This is a genomic window from Pseudomonas sp. LAIL14HWK12:I1, from assembly GCF_003202095.1.
GTDB lineage: Bacteria > Pseudomonadota > Gammaproteobacteria > Pseudomonadales > Pseudomonadaceae > Aquipseudomonas > Aquipseudomonas monteilii.
Genome location: NZ_QJKG01000008.1, coordinates 21,312 through 41,797, shown reverse-complemented (window position 1 = coordinate 41,797; position 20,486 = coordinate 21,312). Strand labels below are relative to the sequence as shown.

The window sequence follows — 20,486 nt, the reverse complement described above, 5'->3', positions numbered from 1 at the left end:
CTTCAAGCTACGAGCTGCTGCACGTCATGGCAGCAAAGCAGCTGCCGCCGCCCAAGGCCGGCATGGCAGCCTTGGGCGCGCGGTGTATAGCTTGTCGCTTTATTGCGATTTCCTGACCCGCAGGTACCATTCCGACAGCAGGCGCACCTGTTTGTCGGTGTATCCACGCTCCACCATCCGGGTGACGAAGTCGTTGTGTTTCTTCTGGTCCTCTTTGCTGGCCTTGGCGTTGAAGCTGATGACGGGCAGCAGGTCTTCGGTGTTCGAGAACATTTTCTTCTCGATCACGACCCGCAGTTTTTCATAGCTCAGCCAGCTTGGATTCTTGCCGTTGTTGTTGGCGCGTGCGCGCAGTACGAAGTTGACGATCTCGTTGCGGAAGTCTTTCGGGTTGCTGATGCCGGCCGGTTTCTCGATCTTTTCCAGCTCCTCGTTGAGGGCGATGCGGTTGAGGATTTCGCCGGTTTCCGGGTCGCGGTATTCCTGGTCCTGAATCCAGAAGTCGGCGTACAGCACATAGCGGTCAAAGATGTTCTGGCCGTATTCGCTGTAGGACTCCAGGTAGGCCGTCTGGATTTCCTTGCCGATGAACTCGATGTAGCGTGGTGCCAGGTATTCCTTCAGGTAGCGCAGGTAGCGTTCGCGTACTTCCGCCGGGAACTGTTCCTGTTCGATCTGCTGTTCCAGCACGTACAGCAAGTGGACCGGGTTGGCGGCAATCTCGTGTGGGTCGAAGTTGAACACCTTGGACAGGATCTTGAAGGCGAAGCGGGTCGAAAGGCCGTTCATGCCTTCATCAACGCCAGCGGAGTCACGGTATTCCTGGATCGACTTGGCCTTCGGATCGGTATCCTTGAGGTTCTCCCCGTCGTAAACGCGCATCTTGGAATAGATATTGGAGTTTTCCGGCTCTTTAAGGCGGGAAAGCACCGTAAATTGAGCCAGCATCTTGAGTGTATCCGGCGCGCAATGGGCCTTGGACAGCGAGCTGTTGACCAGCAGTTTGTCGTAGATCTTGATCTCATCGCTGACGCGCAGGCAGTACGGCACCTTCACGATGTAGATCCGGTCGATGAACGCTTCGTTGTTCTTGTTGTTGCGGAAGGTGTGCCACTCCGATTCGTTGGAGTGCGCCAGCAGGATACCGGTATAGGGAATGGCCCCAAGGCCTTCGGTACTGTTGTAGTTGCCTTCCTGGGTGGCAGTGAGCAAGGGGTGCAGGACCTTGATCGGCGCCTTGAACATTTCGACGAATTCCATCAGGCCCTGGTTGGCCCGGCACAGCGCGCCCGAGTAGCTGTAAGCATCGGCGTCGTTCTGTGGGTACTCTTCAAGCTTGCGGATATCGACCTTGCCGACCAGGGCCGAGATGTCCTGGTTGTTCTCATCGCCGGGCTCGGTCTTGGCAATGGCGATCTGGTTGAGAATCGACGGGTAGAGTTTCACTACCTTGAACTTGGAGATATCGCCGCCAAACTCCTGCAGACGCTTGGTGGCCCATGGCGACATGATGGTGTTCAGATAGCGCCGTGGGATGCCGTACTCTTCCTCGAGAATGGCCCCATCTTCGGTGGCGTTGAACAAACCCAAGGGCGACTCGAACACCGGTGAACCCTTGATGGCGTAGAACGGCACCTTTTCCATCAGCTGCTTGAGTTTTTCGGCCAGCGACGACTTGCCGCCGCCCACCGGGCCCAGCAGATAGAGGATCTGTTTCTTCTCTTCCAGGCCTTGGGCGGCGTGACGGAAGTACGAAACGATCTGGTCGATGCACTCTTCCATGCCATGGAAGTCGGCAAAGGCCGGATAGCGGCGAATAACCTTGTTGGAAAAGATGCGCGACAGCCTGGAGTTGGTAGAGGTGTCGATCAGCTCTGGCTCACCGATGGCCAGCAACAGCCGTTCGGCCGCCGATGCGTAGGCACTGCGATCCTCTTTGCACAGCTCGAGGTACTCCTGCAGCGAGAGTTCTTCCTGGCGCGTAGACTCGAAACGTTGTTGGAAGTGGCTAAAAATACTCATGACGTCACCTCGCTCGATACGTGGAGACGACGCCGGATCAGTCAGCTGATGCTGGCATGCAACCGGGTTCGCCGATTGCTGTAAACCCCCCAGAACACCCTGTAACGCTACCGATGACCCGCACGCCGGTGTACCGGCTCTCCCCTTTTTTGGATGGCCTGAGCTTAAGCGTAGTTGGTTATCTGCAAGGTCAAGGGGCGAGGTGGGCAGAAGTTACGAACGACCGTTCGTCAGATAAGCCGCAAGCCCGCACGGGGCGCGGGCTGCAGGAAAAATGAAAATATTTATTCGGCGCTGCCTTGGGCGGTCTCGGCCGGGTAGGTGGCGCGCCACAGTTCGAAGCCGCCGTCCACGCTGTACACGTTGGAGAAGCCTTGGCCTACCAGGTAGGCGGCAGCGCTCTGGCTGGAGTTGCCGTGATAGCAGACCACCAGGGTCGGGGCGTCGAGGTCGGCATTGCGGATGAACTCGGCAACCGAATGGTTATCCAGATGCTGGGCACCGGTGATGTGGCCGGCGGCGAAGGCCTGCGGGTCGCGAATGTCGACGACGACCGCACCTTCTTGCTTGCGAAGCTCCAAGGCCTGCTCGGGAGGGATGCGCTTGAATTCGCTCATGGGTACTACTTCCTTCAGGTGTGGTCGTTGAGTGTAGTGGGTTGTGTCGGCTGGCGCAGGGTGCCGTCGTCGGCGCAGTCGCAGCGGTGGTATTCGCCGCTGTCGACGTTGTACAGGGTCATGGCGCCGCCCCACACGCAGCCGGTGTCCAGTGCGATGACGCCTGGCGCGTCTGCGCGGCCTTCGAGGGCGGCCCAGTGGCCGAAGATGATCTTCACATGCCGCGAGCGGCGGTCCTTGTGTGCGAACCAGGGCTTGTAGCCCTTGGGTGCGGTGCCCAGGCCCTCTTTGCTCTTGAGGTCGAGCTTGCCCTCGGCGGTGCAGAAGCGCATGCGGGTGAAGTAATTGGTGATGACCCGCAGGCGTTCGACGCCGGTGAGGTTCTTGCTCCACTTGTTCGGCTCGTTGCCGTACATGCCGTCGAGGTAGAGCTTCAGTCGGCCATCGTCGCGCAGTACTTCTTCCACCTCAGCCGCCAGACCAAGTGCCTGGCCGAGCGTCCACTGTGGCGGGATGCCGGCGTGCGCCATGGCAATGCCGCGTGCCTCGTCGTAATGCAGCAGCTTTTGCTGGCGCAGCCAGTCGAACAGCTGATCGGCATCCGGCGCTTCGATGATTTCGCGCAGGGTGTCGCTTTTCTTGAGGCGCTCGACGTTGTGCCAAGCCGCCAGCAGGTGCAGGTCATGATTACCCAGCACGCAGACCAGCGACTGGCGGATCGAGTACAGGAAGCGCAGGGTTTCCAGCGACTCGGGGCCGCGATTGACCAGGTCGCCGACCAGCCACAGGCGGTCGACGGCCGGGTTGAAATTGACGCGTTCAAGCAGGCACTTGAGAGGTTGCAGGCAGCCTTGCAGATCGCCAACGGCGTAGGTAGCCATCAGTGCAGCGCCCCGGGCACCGCCAGGCGGAAGGGCTCGATTTCGGCGTCGAAGCGCTTACCGTCTTCGGCGAACATCTGGTAGCTGCCCTGCATGGTGCCCACGCGGGTGCTGATAACTGCACCACTGCTGTAGGTGTGGCTCTGGCCCGGGTCGATGTTGGGTTGCTGGCCAACCACACCGGCGCCGCGCACTTCCTCGACTTCGCCGTCACCATTGGTGATCAGCCAGTGCCGCGACAACAGCTTGGCTTTGAGCGAGCCGTTGTTCTGCACGGTGATGGTGTAGGCGAACGCGAAACGACTGTTTTCGGGGTCGGATTGTTCTTTCAGGTAGCGGGTCACGACGCTGACGTCGATTTGATAGCGGGGGTCGGACATGCAAGGGCCTTGGGCGAGCTTACGCAATAATGCAGTCTAGGCCATTGGGAGGGGGAAGGGCCAGCGCCGAGGGGGCTTGAGGGCTAGGTTGGATATGCCGGCCTCTTCGCGGGCAAGCCCGCGACGAGGCCGGTACAGGCGAAATCAGGCTTGCTGGTCAGCCAACTGATCGGCCAGGCGCACAAAGGCCGCCAGGTCCAGCTGTTCAGGGCGCAGGCTGCCATCCACGCCGGCAGCTTCGATGGCCGCGCTGTCGAGCAGGCCCTTCATGGTGTTACGCAGGGTCTTGCGGCGCTGGTTGAATGCCTCGCGTACCACGTGCTCCAGCAGCTTGGCATCCTTGGCCGGGTGTGGCAGCACTTCGTGCGGTACCAGGCGGACGATGGCCGAGTCCACTTTCGGGGGCGGGTTGAAGGCGCCAGGGCCTACGTTGAACAGGTGTTCGACCCGGCAGTGGTACTGCACCATGATCGACAAACGCCCCCAATCACCACCACCGGGGCCGGCAGCCATGCGCTCGACCACTTCCTTCTGCAGCATGAAGTGCATGTCACGGATCAGCCCGGCATGGCTGAGCAGGTGGAAGATCAGTGGGGTGGAAATGTTGTAGGGCAGGTTGCCCACCACCTTTAGGCTGCGCGGCGGCACGCCGAGCTGGTTGAAGTCGAACTTCAGGGCGTCACCCTGGTGCAGGCGGAAGTTGCTGCGGTCAGCGAACTTGTGCTGCAGGATCGGCACCAGGTCTTTGTCCAGTTCCACCACATCCAGCTGTGCACCGCTGCCCAGCAGGCCTTCGGTCAGGGCGCCCTGGCCCGGGCCGATTTCCAGCAGGTGTTCGCCGGCCTTGGCGTTGATGGCGCGCAGGATGCGGTCGATGATGCCGGCGTCGTGCAGGAAGTTCTGGCCGAAGCGCTTGCGCGCCCGGTGTTGGTATTGCTCGTTCATGGTCGGTTCTCGGCCATCTGGTAGGCGGTTTCCAGCGCGACGCGCAGGCTGCCGGTGTCGACCTTGCCGGTGCCGGCCAGGTCCAGGGCGGTGCCGTGGTCGACCGACGTGCGGATGATCGGCAGGCCCAAGGTTACGTTGACCGCAGCGCCGAAGCCTTTGTACTTGAGTACGGGCAGGCCCTGGTCGTGGTACATCGCCAGCACCGCGTCGCAGTGCTCCAGATATTTGGGGGTAAACAGGGTATCGGCCGGCAGTGGCCCGCGCAGGTCCATGCCTTCGGTGCGCAGGCGGGCCAGGGTCGGCTCGATGATGTCGATTTCTTCGCGGCCAAGATGGCCGCCCTCGCCCGCATGCGGGTTGAGGCCGCACACCAGAATGCGCGGGTTGGCGATGCCGAACTTGTCGCGCATGTCGGCATGCAGGATACGGGTTACACGCTCCACGCGCTCGGCAGTGATGGCGTCGGCAATATCACGCAGTGGCAGGTGTGTGGTCACCAGGGCCACACGCAAGCCACGGGTGGCCAGCATCATCACCACCTGTGCGGTGTGGGTCAGTTCGGCAAGGAACTCGGTATGCCCGGAGAAGGCGATACCGCTTTCGTTGATAACACCCTTGTGCACCGGGGCGGTGATCATCCCGGCGAAGTGCCCGTCCAGGCAGCCTTGGCCTGCACGGGTCAGGGTCTCCAGCACGAACGCGGCGTTGGCTTTGTCGAGCTGGCCTGGCGCTACCGGGGCAGCGAGGGGGGTATCCCAGACGTAAAGGCTGCCTGCGGGTGCCGGCTGGTCGGGCCATTGGCCCGGGGCTACCGGCAGCAGGCTGACAGCCAGCCCCAGCAGCGTGGCCCGCTCGGCGAGCAGGTCACGGCTGGTGATGGCGATCAGGGGGTGGGGCTGGGCGTCTGCGGCGAGCAGCAGGCACAGGTCGGGACCTATACCGGCTGGTTCGCCGGGAGTGACGGCGAAGCGCAGGGGCTTCACTGGGCGGCCTGGTCAGCGCCAGGCAGCTTGATTTCAACGTAGGCTTCGTCGCGGATCTGGCGCAGCCAGGTTTGCAGCTCTTCGTCGTACTTGCGGTTACGCAGAACGCTCAGGGCCTGCTGTTCGCGAGCCTGCTCGGTGCTGTCGGTGGCACGGCGGCCCAGCACTTCCAGCACATGCCAGCCGTACTGGGTCTTGAACGGCTTGGTTACCACGCCTTGTTGGGCGTTGGCCATCTGTTCACGGAACTCCGGTACCAGGCTGTTCGGGTCTACCCAGTTGAGGTCGCCGCCGTTAAGCGCCGAGCCTGGGTCTTCCGAGAAGCTCTTCGCCAGTTCGCCGAAGTCTTCGCCGTTCTTGATGCGGTCGTACAGGCGCTCGGCCAGTTGCTCGGTGGCCGCATCGCTGCGGATCTCGCTTGGCTTGATCAGGATGTGGCGTACATGCACTTCGTCACGCAGCACGTTCTCGCTGCCCCCGCGCTTCTCCTCGAGCTTGAGGATGATGAAGCCGTTAGGGATGCGGATAGGCTGGGTGATTTCGCCGACCGGCATGCTGCTGAGCATCTTGGCGAAGTCGGGTGGCAGCTGGCCGGCTTTACGCCAGCCCATTTCGCCGCCTTCCAGGGCGTTTTCGCTGGCGGAGCGGGCAATGGCCAGTTGGCCGAAGTCGGCGCCTTGCTTGAGCTGCTGGTACACATCGCCAACCTGGCGCGCCGCCGCCTGGATGGCTTCCGAGTTGGCGCCTTCCGGGGTCGGGATCAGGATGTTGGCCAGGCGGTACTCTTCCGACATCTGCATCTTGCCCATGTCGGAGTTGAGGAAGTTCTTCACTTCCTGCTCCGACACCTGGATGCGCTCGGCCACACGGCGCTGGCGCACGCGGCTGATGATCATCTCGCGCTTGACCTGCTCGCGGGCGTCGTCGAACGACAGGCCGTCGTGGGCCAGGGCAGCACGGAACTGGTCCAGCGACATGCCATTGCGCTGGGCAATGGTGCCGATGGCCTGGTTCAGCTCTTCGTCGGTGATGCGGATGCCGGAACGTTCGCCGATCTGCAGTTGCAGGTTTTCGACGATCAGGCGCTCCAGTACTTGCTGTTCCAGGGCACCGGTCGGCGGCACACCGCCGCCGCGCTTGGCGATGGTTTGCTGTACCTCGTGGACACGCTGGTCCAGCTGGCTTTGCATGACCACGTCGTTGTCGACGATGGCCACCACGCGATCAAGAGGTTGCACCGCGGCATGCACCGCGCCACTCAGCAATGCAACGCCCAGCAACGCCGGGCGCAGTCGATCAATAAGCTTGGTCTTCACGTTCACGGTAACCTTGAATGCCTTGGTCGAGGAAAGATTCGACCTTGTTGCCAACTACGCCACCGAGGCCTTTCAGGACGATCTGAAGGAAGACACCGTGGTCGCCTTTTTCGTTCTGCGGCAGGGCTTGGCTGAAGTCGTCGTAGTCGATCCAGTAGCGGTTGATCAGGCGCAGCTTCCAGCAGCAGTTGTCGTACTCGAAACCGCCCATGGCTTCCAGGGTACGGTTGCGGTTGTAGTCATGCTGCCAGCGGGCAATGACGCTCCACTGCGGAACGATTGGCCAGATCACCGAGAAGTCATGCTGCTGGATCTTGTAGTAGTCCTTGATGAAGTTAGGTTGTCCCTCAACTCCATAGTCCCCACCGCCTACTACCCATTTACCGGTTGCGGAATCGTAAGCGATGGTGTCGTTACGATAGCGATAACCGAGGTTTACTACCTTGTTCGGGTTGTCCTCAGGCTGGTAATGGAACATCGCGCTACCCGAACGGGTGCTGCGGCTGTCCGGGTCCCAGTTGAAGTCCGAATTGAAGCGCCAGTCGCGGTTGAAGTAATAGTTGTACACCAACGCGTACGGCGACACATCGGATTGCGAATCGCTGCGGTCGCGGTAGTCGATGCCGGGTAGCTGGACTTTACGATCTTTGAAGTAATACGCCTGACCGATGCTGAAGTTCTGGCGCTCGAAGCCGTTTTCTTCGATCCAGCGGGTGGTTACGCCCAACGATAGCTTATTCTCGTCGCCGACACGATCGGTGCCGCTGAAGCGGTTATCGCGGAACAGCGAATCATAGCTGAACAAAGTCTCCCCGGTATCAAACAGCGGGATGTCCACCTGATCCTTGTACGGAACGTAGAGATAGAACAAGCGTGGCTCGAGAGTCTGTTTGTAGTTCGTGCCGAACATGGAAGTGTTACGGTCGAAGTACAGGCCACTGTCGACGCTGAAGATCGGAACGTCGCGGTTCTGGTTACTTTTGAAATCGCCGTAGAGCGGAATCCTATCTGGCTGTGTAACCAGATCGTTCTTGCCCTTACTGTCCAGGTCGAGATCGTAGTGGGTATACATGTACTTCAGCTTTGGCGTGATGTAGCCGTAGCTGGCTTCCATTGGCAAGCTGATGGACGGGGCGACGTTCAGGCGAGTACCGTTGGCGCGGGCTACACCGAAGATATTCTGGTCTAGTCGTTGGCCAGGGATGGTTGTGCTCGTATCAGGCTGGCCATCCTTGTTTGTAACGAAATCATTTTTCAGATCACGATCAAAGCGAACGGCCTCGGTTTCATAGCTAAGGTTCAGCCCGCCCGGCTCGAACGGTAGCTTGCCATTGAAGGTAATCTGCGGCAGGCGATCGTACGGGGTGATCTTCGAGATGGTTGCCATCTCGTAGGCATGCACATTCAGGCGCGCGGTGTAGCTGTCGCCACGGTAGGTCAGTGCACCCTGCTGGTTCAGCAGGTCCTGGCTTTCAACACCGATCTGGTCGGACTCCAGGTCCTGGAAGTAGAACGGGTCGCTGATGTCGGTGTAGTCCACCTCGGCCATCAGGCGCTCGTCCAGCCCGCCCTTGTGCTGCCAGTTGACCATCCAGCGCTGATCTTTGTAGTCAGTCTGGTCTTTGCGGTCGTCGTTCTTGTCGTTCAGATACGCACCGCCGAACTGGCCTTCGCTCGAAGGCGTCAGGTAGCGGAACTCGCCTTCCATCAGCAGGCCGCGCTTGGCCATGTAACGCGGGTACAACGTGGCGTCGTAGTTAGGCGCCAGGTTGAAGTAGTACGGCGTCACCAGCATGAAGCCGGTGTCGCTGCTGGTGCTGAACGATGGCGGCAGGAAGCCGGACTGGCGACGGTCGTCGATCGGGAAGTAGATGTACGGTGTGTAGAACACCGGGAAATCCTTGACCCGCAGCGTCACGTTGGTCGCGGTACCGAAACCGGTGGCCGGGTTCAGGGTGATGTTGTTGCCCTTCAGCTGCCAGGCGTTGCTGCCCGGTTCGCAGGTGGTGTACGTACCGTCCTTGAGGCGGATGATGGCGTTTTCGCCACGCTTGGCGTACAGGGCACTGCCGCGGATGTGCGACTTGTGCATCACATATTCGGCGTTATCGACCTGGGCTTCGCCCGTGTCGAGCTGAATCTGTGCCTCGTCACCGACCACCAGCGAGCCGTTGTCACGGATCTTGACGTTGCCCTTGAGCTCGCCACGGTTTTCGGTCTGGTAGAGGTTGGCCTCGTCGGCTTCGGCCTGCATGCTGCCTTGGCGCATCACCACGTCACCGGCGAGGGTAGCGATCTGCTGCTCCTGCTGGTACTTGGACACCTTGGCGTTGATGTAGGTCGGCGACTCGTCCTTCGGCGTGGTGTCGGCCATGCCCGGGCGGGTTGGCTCGATGTACGCACCCCCGCAGTACGGGCCGGTTTCGGCCAGCTGCGCGGCGGTGAGTTTTTCACGCGGAACCCAGTCCAGGTGGCTGTAGTCTTCGCTGCGCGACTTCAGGGCGCGGCCTTTGGCCTCGGTGACCAGCATTGGCCGGTCCGCGGTTTCGCCTTCGCTCGCGGCTTCGGTGCCGGTGCTGACAGCAGCACCCTCATGCACCGGGCGCGGCGGCAGGTTGTTGACTGGGGCCTTGGGCTTGCAGTCCCAACCACCGGCAGCGGACACTTGGCAGTCGAACTGTTCGGCTGCCACCACATACGACGTGGCCAGAGGTTGCAGGGCCAGCAGACCGCCGGTTACCAGCAACGGAAACTTTCTACGAAACGCGGGGGATTTCAATGCCATCTTATTAGTCCGGGCTTCCTGCGTGCCATCTGCCCGCGTGTGGGGCCGCACGCCTCTCGATGGTCTGAAAAAGATGCTGGATAATAAAGCATGACCCGCTTGACGGCTAGGGCCGTCGGAGACCCTTGTAATGCCTGAACACGATGTACGCTTGCAACAACTGACGGTCTGGCTCGATGAGCAGCTCAATGATCTTTTCCGCAACAACGCCTGGGGCGAAGTGCCGAACGGCAGCCTGACTGCGGCCAGCAGCGACGCCAGCTTCCGCCGCTACTTCCGCTGGCAGGGCGCCGGCCACAGCTTTGTGGTCATGGACGCACCGCCTCCGCAGGAGAACTGCCGACCGTTCGTCGCCATCGACCATCTGCTGGCCAGCGCTGGCGTGCATGTGCCGCTGATCCACGCCCAAGACCTGGAGCGCGGCTTCCTGCTGCTGGGTGATCTGGGCCATCAGACATACCTTGATATCATTGATGCCGACAACGCCGACGGGCTGTTCGCAGACGCTATCGATGCACTGCTGGCCTTCCAGCGCCTGCCGATGGACGCGCCACTGCCCAGCTACGACGACGCGCTGCTGCGCCGTGAAGTGGAATTGTTCCCGGAGTGGTACGTGGGCCGTGAACTGGGCCTGACCTTCACCGATGCCCAGAAGGCTGCCTGGCAGCGTATCAGCCAGATGCTGATCGACAGTGCCCTGGCCCAGCCCAAGGTGTTGGTGCACCGCGACTACATGCCGCGCAACCTGATGCAGAGCACCCCCAACCCCGGCGTGCTGGACTTCCAGGACGCGGTGTACGGCCCGGTCACCTACGACATCACCTGCCTGTTCAAGGACGCCTTCCTCAGCTGGCCTCAGCCACGGGTCGAAGGTTGGCTGCGTGACTACTGGCAGAAGGCGCAGGCTGCCGGCATCCCGGTACAGGCCGATTTCGACGCGTTCCAGCGTGCCAGCGACCTGATGGGCGTGCAGCGCCACCTGAAGGTGATCGGCATCTTCGCCCGTATCTGCCACCGCGACGGTAAACCCCGTTACCTGGGCGACGTGCCGCGTTTCTTCGCCTATATAGAAGAAGTGATCAGCCGCCGGCCCGAATTGGCGGAGCTGGGTGAACTGATCGCGCAGTTGCAGGCCGGAGCGCGTGCATGAAGGCAATGATCCTGGCAGCAGGTAAAGGCGAGCGCATGCGCCCGCTGACCCTGCACACCCCAAAACCGCTGGTCCCGGTGGCCGGTCAGCCGCTGATCGAGTACCACCTGCGCGCCCTGGCGGCGGCAGGCGTTACCGAGGTGGTGATCAACCATGCCTGGCTGGGACAGCAGATCGAAGACCACCTGGGTGATGGCAGCCGCTTTGGCCTGAGCATCCGCTATTCGCCCGAGGGCGAGCCGCTGGAAACCGGTGGTGGCATCTTCAAGGCCCTGCCTTTGTTGGGTGACGCGCCATTTTTGCTGGTGAACGGCGATGTCTGGACCGACTACGACTTCGCACGCCTGCAAGCCCCCTTGCAAGGGCTTGCTCACCTGGTGCTGGTCGACAACCCGGGCCACCATGGCCGAGGTGACTTCCGCCTGCTGGGCGAACAGGTTGTCGATGGCGATGAGGCGCCGGGCACGCTGACTTTCAGTGGCATTTCGGTGCTGGACCCTGCGCTGTTCGAAGGCTGCCAACCGGGTGCCTTCAAGCTGGCACCGCTGTTGCGCCAGGCCATGGCGGCAGGGCAGGTCAGTGGCGAACACTACCGTGGGCACTGGGTGGATGTCGGCACGCTCGAACGCTTGGCCGAAGTCGAGCGCCTGATTGGCGAGCGCGCCTGACATGTGGTGGCCAGGGACACTGATTGGCGCCGGCGCCGGCTTTGCCGTGGCCAGCATTCCGGGCGCTTTGCTGGGCCTGTTGCTTGGGCAGGCCCTTGACCGCCGCTTGCGCCTGGAAGGCTGGGAAGACATGCGCGAGCGCCTGGGCGGGCGCCCGGCCTTGCGCGATGACGAGTTGCTGTTCGTGATGCTTGGGCGCCTGGCCAAGTGCGATGGTCGGGTGGGCGAGCAGCACATCCAGCAGGCGCGTCAGGAGATGGTGCGCCTGGACCTGGCCGAAGCGGCCCGGCTACGCGCTATCAATGCGTTCAACCGTGGCAAGGCGGGCAAGGACCGGCTTGGCAGGCACCTGCGGCGAATTCGCCAGCAGCCACATGCGGCGGAAGGTACCTTGCGTGCCTGTTGGCGCATGGTCTGGGCCGACGGCAAGATGGGCAACAAGGAGCGTGAGCTGCTGCTGGACTGGGGGCAGAAACTGGGCCTGAGCCGGCGGCAGGTGCAGGCCATGTCGCTGGAGTACGAGCCACGCAAGGCTACGGGCGCGGAAGGTGTCCCCATGACCTATGCGGCTGCCTTGCGCTTGTTGGCGGTGGAGGCGGACACCGAAGGCGACAAGGTCAAGCAGGCCTATCGTCGGCTGGTCAGCCGTCACCACCCGGACAAGCTGGCGGGCACCGGCGCCAGTGAGGCGCAGGTGCGGGAAGCGACCGAGCGTACCCGTGAGTTGCACCAGGCGTATGCCATGATCCGTAAGCGGCGGGGCCTGTAAAAAACAGGGCCGCAAAGCGGCCCCATCGATTTCAGCTTAACCCTGTGGGCTCATCCACCCCCGCACCCGGCGGAACAGTTGCTCCTGCTCCGCCGCCTTGTTCCCCGGCATGGCAATCAGCGACAACTGCCGGTACTGGCTGTCCTTCTGCCGCTTGCTGGCCTGCAGCCGCTGTTGGGCTGCGCTGCGGTCCTGGCTGCGGGTGGCGTAGTAGATATCGGCTGTAGGCACCTTCAAGGTTGGCGCCAGGCTTTCCAGGTCATGTTCCACCCGTGCTGGCGTCTGCGCCGCCACCATTACCAGTTTCTGCACGTGCGGTGGCTGTTTTTCGCTCAGGTAGCGGGCTGCCCAGTACGCACCGCTGCCATGCCCGATCAGCACGATGCTGCGGGCATTGTGCTGCTGGGCAAACGCCACAGCAGCGTCCAGGCGGGCGAAAATGCGCTCGGCGTCGGCCGTGTCTGTCTGCTCGCTGGCCTGTTCGGCGTCGGTACTTTCCGCCGTGTCGGCATCGGCAGCAGTGGCCTGGGCGACATTGGCATTGGCGTCAGCGGGTACGTCCTTGGCTGGCGCACTTTCACCCTTGGTTTTTTCGGGTTCGGCAGCCGGCTTGGCCTCGACCCGCGCCTGCGGGCTGTCGGCCAGCAGATCCGGCAGGCTCAGGCTCAGGCTGTGCCAGCCGACATCTGGGAATTTTTGCCGCAGGGGGCCTACGGCATTAGGCCAGTCGGCCGTTTCACCAGCACCCGGGACGATGATCACTGCCCCTTGCGGGTCGCTGTCGTTGGCCGGCTTCCACAAGGCCAGGAAGCTGTCGGCGCCCGCCTGCAACGTCTGTTGCTCAGCCCTGGGTACCAGCCGCTCCAGCGCCAGGGCGTCTTCCTGGCTGCGCTCCAGCAGGGGCGGGCGAGGGGCTTCGGCAGTGGGTGCCTCGGTTGTGGCGGGTGCTTTTTCTGCATCGGCGGCCAAGGCGGCGAGCGGAAGGATCGACGCCAGGCAGCACATTGCCAGCGTCGTGCGATAAAGTGTGGACATGCGTCAACCCAAGGCCAGAATGATACCGGCAGCCTAATAGTATTTGCCCGTGACGGCCATGCTGCATGGCCGCCTTTGCCAAGACGAGCGTGTAGATGAAGCGAGTGCGTCGCCTGTTGGTTATCGGCTGCTTGTGGCTGCCCTTGATAGCCTTGGCCAGGGCCGAGGCGGAGCCCACGGTTGTACTGGAACCTGCGCAGCAGCAGTGGCTGGACAGCCATCGCAGCCTGCGCGTCGGCCTGGTGCTGCAGGCGCCTTACGCCCAGTTCGACCGGCGCCTGCAGCAACTGTATGGGGCCAACGTAGAACTGGTGAACAGCCTGGCGCAGGCACTGCGCCTCGACCTTACCTGGCGCAACTTCACCGACCAGGCCAGCCTTGAACATGCCCTGCAGGCCGGGGAAATCGACTTTGCCCCAGGCCTTACCCAGACGCCAGCCAGCCTGCGCTTGTGGTTGTTCAGCGACCCGTACATGCGCGTGCCGCAACTGGTAGTGGGGTCGCGCACTGGGGCCATGGCGGTAGAGCTGGAAAAGCTCGAGGCCGAGCAGCGCGTGGCGGTGCGCATGCCCAGCCAACTGGCGGATTATCTGCGTGGCAACTACGGCAACCTCAACCTGCAGGGGGTACCCAACGAGCGTGAGGCCTTGCAACTGGTGGTAGGTGGCCAGGCCAGTTTCGCCGTGCTGGATGAAGCCCAACTCAGCCGCCTGTCGCGTGAGAGCGAGTTCAGCGAGCTGGCTGTGGTTGGCGATATAGGCCTGCCGCAGTTACTGCGCATTGGTTCTCGGCGCGACTGGCCACTGCTGGCCGACGTGCTGGAGCGTGGCCTGCAGGCATTGCCGGCCAAAGAGCTGGAGCAAATGCACCAGCGCTGGTTGCAGCCGAAGTACCCACGCCTGAGCGAGTCGCCTGGCTTCTGGCAGAACCTGGCCTTGCTGTTCGGCATGCTGCTGTTGTGCGCGCTGGCCACGCTGGTGTGGCAACGCCGGCAGCAGCGCCAGCTGGAGCGCAGCCTGTTGGCCACGCGGGAAAGCCTGGTGGAGCGCCAGGTGCGCGAAGAGGCGTTGCGATTGAGCCAGTTCGCCATCGACCAGAGCACGGTGGGGATCCTGTGGGTCAACTGGGACAGCCACGTGCGCTACGCCAACCACGCTGCCGAGCGCATGCTGGGTTACGCCGAGGGGGAGCTGCTGGAACGGCCGCTGGGTGACTTCGAGCCAAGCCTTGACATGGACCGCTGGCTGGAGCTGTGGAAAGGCGCGCGTACGGGGGCAACGGGTATCGGCCAGTTCGAGACGCAATGCCGACGGGCCGACCACAGCCTGCTGCCGGTCGAACTGTCGCTGAGCTTTCTGCGCTTTCGTGATTCCGAATACCTGGTGGTCTACCTCGCCGACGTCACCGAGCGCCACCGTGCCCTGGCGGCACTGCGCGAAAGCGAGGCGCGGCTGAAGGGCATTGCCGGCAATGTGCCGGGGCTGGTATTTCGTCTGGAACGCGACCCGGCCGAGGGCGATCTGGAGTTTCCCTACATCAGTGAAGGCAGTGAGGCGCTGGTGGGCTATACGCCCGGCGAAATCCAGCACCCGCAGATGGGGCTGCGTAACCTGGTGCACCCTGAGGACCGCGCCGATTACCACCGGGTGCAGGACCTGGCCCTGGCCAGTGACCAGGACTGGTCCTGGCAGGGCCGCATCCTCACCCGCCAGGGCGAACAGCGTTGGGCCGACATCAAGGCCAGTACCCGGCGCCTGGGTAACGGCCAGGTGGTGTGGGACGGCGTGGTGTGGGACATCACCCAAGGCAAGCGGGCGGAAATGGCACTGGCCAAGTCCCAGGAGCAGCTACGCGAGCTGTCGGCCCATCTGGAAAGCGTGCGTGAAGAAGAGAAAGCCCGCATCGCCCGGGAAGTGCATGATGAGCTGGGGCAGATGCTGACCGTGCTCAAGCTGGAAGTGTCGATGTGCGAGCTGGCCTTTGCCGAGCTGGACCCGGGCCTGAACGAGCGTCTGGGTAGCATGAAACGCCTGATCGCCCAGCTGTTCCAGTTGGTGCGCGACGTGGCCACGGCCTTGCGCCCGCCAATCCTCGATGCCGGCATTGCCTCGGCCATCGAATGGCAGGCACGGCGTTTCGAGGCGCGCACGCAGATCCCGTGCCTGGTACAAGTGCCGGATAATCTGCCAGCATTGAGCGATGCCAAGGCTATTGGGTTATTCCGTATCCTCCAGGAGGCACTGACCAACGTGATGCGTCATGCCCAGGCGCACAGCGTGGAGATCGAGCTGGTGCTTGCACAGGGGCAATTGCGCATGACGGTCAGCGATGATGGCCAGGGCTTTTGCCGCGAGCAGACCCGGCCCACGTCGTTTGGCCTGGTGGGCGTGCGTGAGCGGGTGCTGATGTTGGGGGGCAGCATGACGCTGGACAGCGAGCCGGGCGAAGGCACCAGCCTGAGCGTGGCCATACCGTTGGAGTAGGAGAGCGATCGTGATTCGAGTGCTGGTGGCCGAAGACCACACCATTGTCCGTGAAGGGATCAAACAACTGATTGGCCTGGCCAAGGACATGCAGGTGGCGGGGGAGGCCGGTAACGGCGAGCAGCTGCTCGAAACCTTACGCCACACGCCTTGTGAGGTGGTATTGCTGGATATCTCCATGCCGGGTGTGAATGGCCTGGAGGCGATCCCGCGGATACGTGCGTTGCACGATGCCCCGGCGATCCTGATGTTGTCGATGCACGACGAGGCACAAATGGCGGCGCGGGCGCTGAAGGCCGGAGCGGCAGGTTATGCCACCAAGGACAGTGACCCGGCGCTGTTGCTGACCGCGATTCGCCGGGTGGCGGGTGGCGGGCGTTACATCGACCCGTCGCTGGCTGACCGCATGGTGTTCGAAGTGGGCCTGACTGAGTCGCGGCCGTTGCACACGCTGCTGTCGGAGCGCGAGTTTTCGGTGTTCGAGCGCCTGGCCCAGGGCGCCAACGTCAACGACATCGCCCAGCAGCTGGCGCTGTCGAGCAAGACCATCAGCACCCACAAGGCGCGCCTGATGCAGAAGCTGAAAGTGAACTCGCTGGCGGAGCTGGTGAAGTACGCCATGGAGCACAAGCTGGTCTGATTGCGACATGCGCTATCGGTGAACCTGTCGACGTCCCTGTGGGAGCGGGCGTGCCCGTGAAAGGGCCTGACCTGCTGATCTCCATGGCTGTGCCGGCCTCTTCGCGGGCACGCCCGCTCCCACAGGTTCGGTGGAGTGTTCGCAAGGGCATTCCAATCCCGCCATCCTTGTAGGGCAATCCCTACAACAAATCTTCCATCCGGATGATGGCATTCTCTCAGCACCCCCGATTTTCGGGCGCTTGCGCCTCTTCTACTCTTTTGCCTACGCAGTCATCCAACAAGAAGGTGCAGGCATGAGCGAGGCGAAGTCGAACGCTGCAACCAGCGAAACGCTGGTCAGCTTCCGTGGTGTGCAGAAGAGCTACGACGGCGAGTCGCTGATCGTCAAAGACCTCAACCTGGAGATTCGCAAGGGCGAGTTCCTGACCCTGCTCGGCCCTTCCGGCTCGGGCAAGACCACCAGCCTGATGATGCTGGCCGGCTTCGAAACGCCCACCGCTGGTGAAATCCAGCTGGCCGGGCGCTCGATCAACAACGTGCCGCCGCACAAGCGCGACATCGGCATGGTGTTCCAGAACTACGCGCTGTTCCCGCACATGACCGTGGCCGAGAACCTGGCCTTCCCGCTGACCGTGCGCAACCTCAGCAAGACCGACATCAGCGAGCGGGTCAAACGCGTGCTGAACATGGTGCAGCTCGATGCCTTCGCCAAGCGCTACCCCGGCCAGCTCTCGGGTGGCCAGCAGCAGCGCGTGGCCCTGGCCCGGGCGCTGGTGTTCGAGCCACAGCTGGTGCTGATGGACGAACCGCTCGGCGCGCTGGACAAGCAACTGCGGGAACACATGCAGATGGAGATCAAGCACATTCACCAGCGCCTTGGTGTGACCGTGGTGTACGTGACCCACGACCAAGGCGAAGCACTGACCATGTCCGACCGTGTGGCGGTGTTCCACCAGGGCGAGATCCAGCAGATCGCCGACCCGCGCACGCTGTACGAAGAGCCCTGCAATACCTTCGTCGCCAACTTCATCGGCGAGAACAACCGCATCAACGGCACATTGCTGGCCAGCGACGGCAAGCGCTGCCAGGTGCAACTGCCGCGCGGTGAGCGGGTAGAGGCGCTGGCGGTGAATGTCGGTCAGGCCGGCGAGCCGGTCACCCTGTCGATCCGCCCCGAACGCGTGCGCCTGAACGGCCACAGCGAAAGCTGCGTGAACCGCTTCTCTGGCCGGGTGGCTGAATTCATTTACCTGGGCGACCACGTGCGGGTGCGCCTGGAAGTTTGCGGCAAGGGCGACTTCTTCGTGAAACAGCCTATTGCCGAGCTCGACCCGGCGTTGGCCGTGGGCGATGTAGTACCGCTGGGCTGGGAGGTGGAGCACGCCCGCGCGCTCGATCCGATTGCCGAAGCCCATTGATGGATTGCTTCACCAACCCTGTACTGTGGAGAGAATAAGAATGCGCAAGCAGTTGAAACTGACCGCCCTGGCCTTGGGGCTGTTCGCCGCTGGCCAGGTCATGGCCGCAGACCTCACCGTGATCTCGTTCGGGGGCGCCAACAAGGCGGCCCAGGTAAAAGCGTTCTACGAGCCATGGGAGAAGGCGGGTAAGGGCAAGATCGTCGCCGGTGAGTACAACGGCGAAATGGCGAAGGTCAAGGCGATGGTCGACACCAAGAGCGTGTCGTGGAACCTGGTAGAGGTTGAGTCGCCAGAGCTGGCGCGTGGTTGCGATGAGGGCATGTTCGAAGAGCTCGACCCAGCCCTGTTTGGCAATGAGAGTGACTACGTGCCGGGTGCCATCCAGCCGTGCGGCGTGGGCTTCTTCGTCTGGTCCACGGTCATGGCCTACAATGCCGACAAGCTGAAAACCGCACCTACCAGCTGGGCTGATTTCTGGGACACCAAGAAATTCCCGGGCAAACGCGGCCTGCGCAAAGGTGCCAAGTACACCATGGAATTCGCACTGATGGCCGATGGCGTTGCGCCCAAGGACGTCTACAAAGTGCTGGCCACCAAGGAAGGCCAGGACCGCGCGTTCAAGAAGCTCGATGAGCTCAAGCCCAGCATCCAGTGGTGGGAAGCGGGTGCACAGCCACCGCAGTTCCTGGCCTCGGGTGACGTGGTCATGAGTTCTGCATACAACGGCCGTATTGCCGCTGTGCAGAAAGAGAGCAACCTCAAGGTGGTGTGGAACGGCGGCATCTACGACTTCGATGCCTGGGCCATTCCGAAAGGCGCCAAGGATGCCGAAGAAGCGAAGAAATTCATCGCTTTCAGCGTGCAGCCCGAGCAGCAGAAAACCTACTCCGAGAACATCGCCTACGGCCCGGCCAACGCCAAGGCTGTGAGCCTGCTGTCGGACGAAGTGAAGAAGGACATGCCGACCACGCCTGAAAACATCGCCAACCAGGTGCAGATCGACGTGGCCTTCTGGGCCGACAACAGCGAGCAGCTGGAGCAACGCTTCAACGCCTGGGCGGCGAAGAAGTAAACGTCCAGTGTGCGGGGCTGCATCGCAGCCCCCATTTCAGCCTGTATTGCGGAGTTCGCCATGGCCATTGCAGTGCCCCTCAACGAAGGCGCAGGTCCAAGTCTCAAGCAGCGCCTCAAGCACGCCGAGCGGGTCAACCGCTGGAAGGCGCAGGCGTTGATCGCGCCGCTGGCGCTGTTTCTTCTGCTGGTGTTCCTGGTGCCGATCGCGGCGCTGCTGTACAAGAGCGTCGGCAACCCGGAAGTGGTCGGCGGCCTGCCACGCACGGTCGAAGTCATCAGCCAGTGGGATGGCAAGAGCCTGCCCGGCGAAGATGTGTACAAGGCGCTGAGCCAGGACCTGGCCGAATCGCGCAAGAACCAGACCCTTGGCGACCTTTCCAAGCGCTTGAACATGGAGCTGGCCGGTTACCGCAGCTTGTTGACCAAGACCGCCCGGGCACTGCCATTCAAGGCTGAGCCTGCCTCTTATAAGGAGGCGTTGCAGGCCGTCGACGAGCGTTGGGGTGATCCAGCCTACTGGCAGGCGATACGCCGCAATACCAGTTCGGTGACGTCGTTCTACCTGCTGGCCTCTGTCGACCATCGCATCGATGACCTTGGCGAACTGGCCAAGGCCACCCCGGACCAGGCCATTTACCTGGACATTTTTGCCCGTACCCTGTGGATGGGGGTGGTGATCACCGCCATCTGCCTGGTGCTGGCCTACCCACTGGCCTATTTACTGGCCAACCTGCCGACCCGGCAGAGCAACCTGCTGATGATCCTGGTGCTGCTGCCGTTCTGGACTTCGATCCTGGTGCGGGTGGCGGCGTGGATCGTGCTGCTGCAGTCGGGCGGCCTGATCAACAGCGCGCTGATGGCCATGGGCATCATCGATCAACCGCTGGAACTGGTGTTCAACCGTACCGGCGTTTACATCTCGATGGTGCACATCCTGCTGCCGTTCATGATCCTGCCACTGTACAGCGTGATGAAGGGCATTTCGCCCAGCTACATGCGTGCGGCAATTTCGCTGGGCTGCCACCCGTTCGCCAGCTTCTGGAGGGTTTACTTCCCGCAGACTTACGCCGGTGTAGGTGCGGGTTGCCTGCTGGTGTTCATCCTGGCCATCGGCTACTACATCACCCCGGCACTGCTGGGCAGCCCGAACGACCAGATGGTCAGCTACTTCGTTGCCTTCTACACCAACACCAGCATCAACTGGGGCATGGCCACCGCGCTGGGCGGGCTGTTGCTGCTGGCGACTGTGTTGTTGTACCTGATCTATAGCTGGCTGGTCGGCGCCAGCCGCCTGCGCCTGAGCTGAGGAGCC

The 20,486-nt window shown here is 62.4% G+C and carries 17 protein-coding genes; 8 read left to right on the top strand and 9 right to left on the bottom strand.

What is annotated here, in order from left to right; all coding sequences use genetic code 11:
- Window positions 1-99 precede the first annotated feature (99 nt).
- From D906_RS19445 to D906_RS19410, 8 genes are all read right to left on the bottom strand, one after another.
- Window positions 100-2,022, bottom strand: a complete 1,923-nt coding sequence (locus tag D906_RS19445) for a PrkA family serine protein kinase (RefSeq protein WP_019097136.1) — start codon at window positions 2,020-2,022, stop codon at window positions 100-102.
- A 284-nt stretch (window positions 2,023-2,306) separates the two neighbouring features.
- On the bottom strand, window positions 2,307-2,639 hold the full coding sequence (glpE, locus tag D906_RS19440; protein WP_016715767.1) for a thiosulfate sulfurtransferase GlpE: 333 nt from the start codon (window positions 2,637-2,639) through the stop codon (window positions 2,307-2,309).
- Window positions 2,640-2,653: 14 nt separating this feature from the next.
- A complete protein-coding gene (locus D906_RS19435) occupies window positions 2,654-3,520 on the bottom strand; it encodes a symmetrical bis(5'-nucleosyl)-tetraphosphatase (protein ID WP_016715768.1) in 867 nt (288 codons plus the stop codon).
- Window positions 3,520-3,900, bottom strand: a complete 381-nt coding sequence (gene apaG / locus D906_RS19430) for a Co2+/Mg2+ efflux protein ApaG (protein WP_019099225.1) — start codon at window positions 3,898-3,900, stop codon at window positions 3,520-3,522. Before apaG ends, D906_RS19435 begins: the two co-directional genes overlap by 1 nt.
- A gap of 144 nt (window positions 3,901-4,044) precedes the next feature.
- The gene (gene rsmA, locus D906_RS19425) at window positions 4,045-4,845 is read right to left on the bottom strand and encodes a 16S rRNA (adenine(1518)-N(6)/adenine(1519)-N(6))-dimethyltransferase RsmA (protein ID WP_019099224.1); all 801 of its coding nucleotides are present in this window, start codon (window positions 4,843-4,845) and stop codon (window positions 4,045-4,047) included.
- Window positions 4,842-5,831, bottom strand: coding sequence for a 4-hydroxythreonine-4-phosphate dehydrogenase PdxA (pdxA, locus tag D906_RS19420; RefSeq protein WP_025754028.1), 990 nt, complete (start codon window positions 5,829-5,831; stop codon window positions 4,842-4,844). The genes rsmA and pdxA overlap by 4 nt, the downstream gene beginning before the upstream one ends.
- Complete coding sequence (gene surA, locus D906_RS19415) at window positions 5,828-7,147, bottom strand: peptidylprolyl isomerase SurA (RefSeq protein ID WP_025754027.1); 1,320 nt, start codon at window positions 7,145-7,147, stop codon at window positions 5,828-5,830. Before surA ends, pdxA begins: the two co-directional genes overlap by 4 nt.
- A complete protein-coding gene (locus tag D906_RS19410) occupies window positions 7,128-9,932 on the bottom strand; it encodes an LPS-assembly protein LptD (RefSeq protein ID WP_027615909.1) in 2,805 nt (934 codons plus the stop codon). The genes surA and D906_RS19410 overlap by 20 nt, the downstream gene beginning before the upstream one ends.
- A 130-nt stretch (window positions 9,933-10,062) precedes the next feature.
- Between D906_RS19410 and D906_RS19405 the strand changes: the two genes are divergently transcribed.
- From D906_RS19405 to D906_RS19395, 3 genes are read left to right on the top strand one after another with little or no spacing between them, the layout of a single operon-like run.
- Window positions 10,063-11,082 carry an aminoglycoside phosphotransferase family protein gene (locus D906_RS19405; RefSeq protein WP_019099220.1) on the top strand — a complete coding sequence of 340 codons (1,020 nt, stop codon included), beginning with the start codon at window positions 10,063-10,065 and terminating at the stop codon, window positions 11,080-11,082.
- Entirely contained in the window at window positions 11,079-11,750 is a 672-nt protein-coding gene (murU, locus tag D906_RS19400; protein WP_025754024.1) for an N-acetylmuramate alpha-1-phosphate uridylyltransferase MurU, read from the top strand. The genes D906_RS19405 and murU overlap by 4 nt, the downstream gene beginning before the upstream one ends.
- A gap of 1 nt (window position 11,751) precedes the next feature.
- Window positions 11,752-12,519, top strand: a complete 768-nt coding sequence (locus D906_RS19395; RefSeq protein WP_016715776.1) for a TerB family tellurite resistance protein — start codon at window positions 11,752-11,754, stop codon at window positions 12,517-12,519.
- Window positions 12,520-12,555: 36 nt separating this feature from the next.
- On the opposite strand, the gene D906_RS19390 is transcribed toward D906_RS19395, so the two are convergent.
- Complete coding sequence (locus D906_RS19390; protein ID WP_027615908.1) at window positions 12,556-13,554, bottom strand: alpha/beta hydrolase family protein; 999 nt, start codon at window positions 13,552-13,554, stop codon at window positions 12,556-12,558.
- Window positions 13,555-13,649: 95 nt separating this feature from the next.
- Between D906_RS19390 and D906_RS19385 the strand changes: the two genes are divergently transcribed.
- The 5 genes from D906_RS19385 (at window position 13,650) to D906_RS19365 (ending at window position 20,480) form a co-directional block, all read left to right on the top strand.
- A complete protein-coding gene (locus D906_RS19385; protein ID WP_027615907.1) occupies window positions 13,650-16,037 on the top strand; it encodes a PAS domain S-box protein in 2,388 nt (795 codons plus the stop codon).
- Window positions 16,038-16,044: 7 nt separating this feature from the next.
- Entirely contained in the window at window positions 16,045-16,677 is a 633-nt protein-coding gene (locus tag D906_RS19380) for a response regulator transcription factor (RefSeq protein WP_173401663.1), read from the top strand.
- A gap of 295 nt (window positions 16,678-16,972) precedes the next feature.
- Window positions 16,973-18,097, top strand: coding sequence for an ABC transporter ATP-binding protein (locus D906_RS19375; protein ID WP_016715779.1), 1,125 nt, complete (start codon window positions 16,973-16,975; stop codon window positions 18,095-18,097).
- A 40-nt stretch (window positions 18,098-18,137) separates the two neighbouring features.
- On the top strand, window positions 18,138-19,172 hold the full coding sequence (locus D906_RS19370; protein ID WP_019099216.1) for an ABC transporter substrate-binding protein: 1,035 nt from the start codon (window positions 18,138-18,140) through the stop codon (window positions 19,170-19,172).
- Between the two features lie 60 nt (window positions 19,173-19,232).
- Window positions 19,233-20,480 carry an ABC transporter permease gene (locus D906_RS19365; RefSeq protein WP_019099215.1) on the top strand — a complete coding sequence of 416 codons (1,248 nt, stop codon included), beginning with the start codon at window positions 19,233-19,235 and terminating at the stop codon, window positions 20,478-20,480.
- Window positions 20,481-20,486 lie beyond the last annotated feature (6 nt).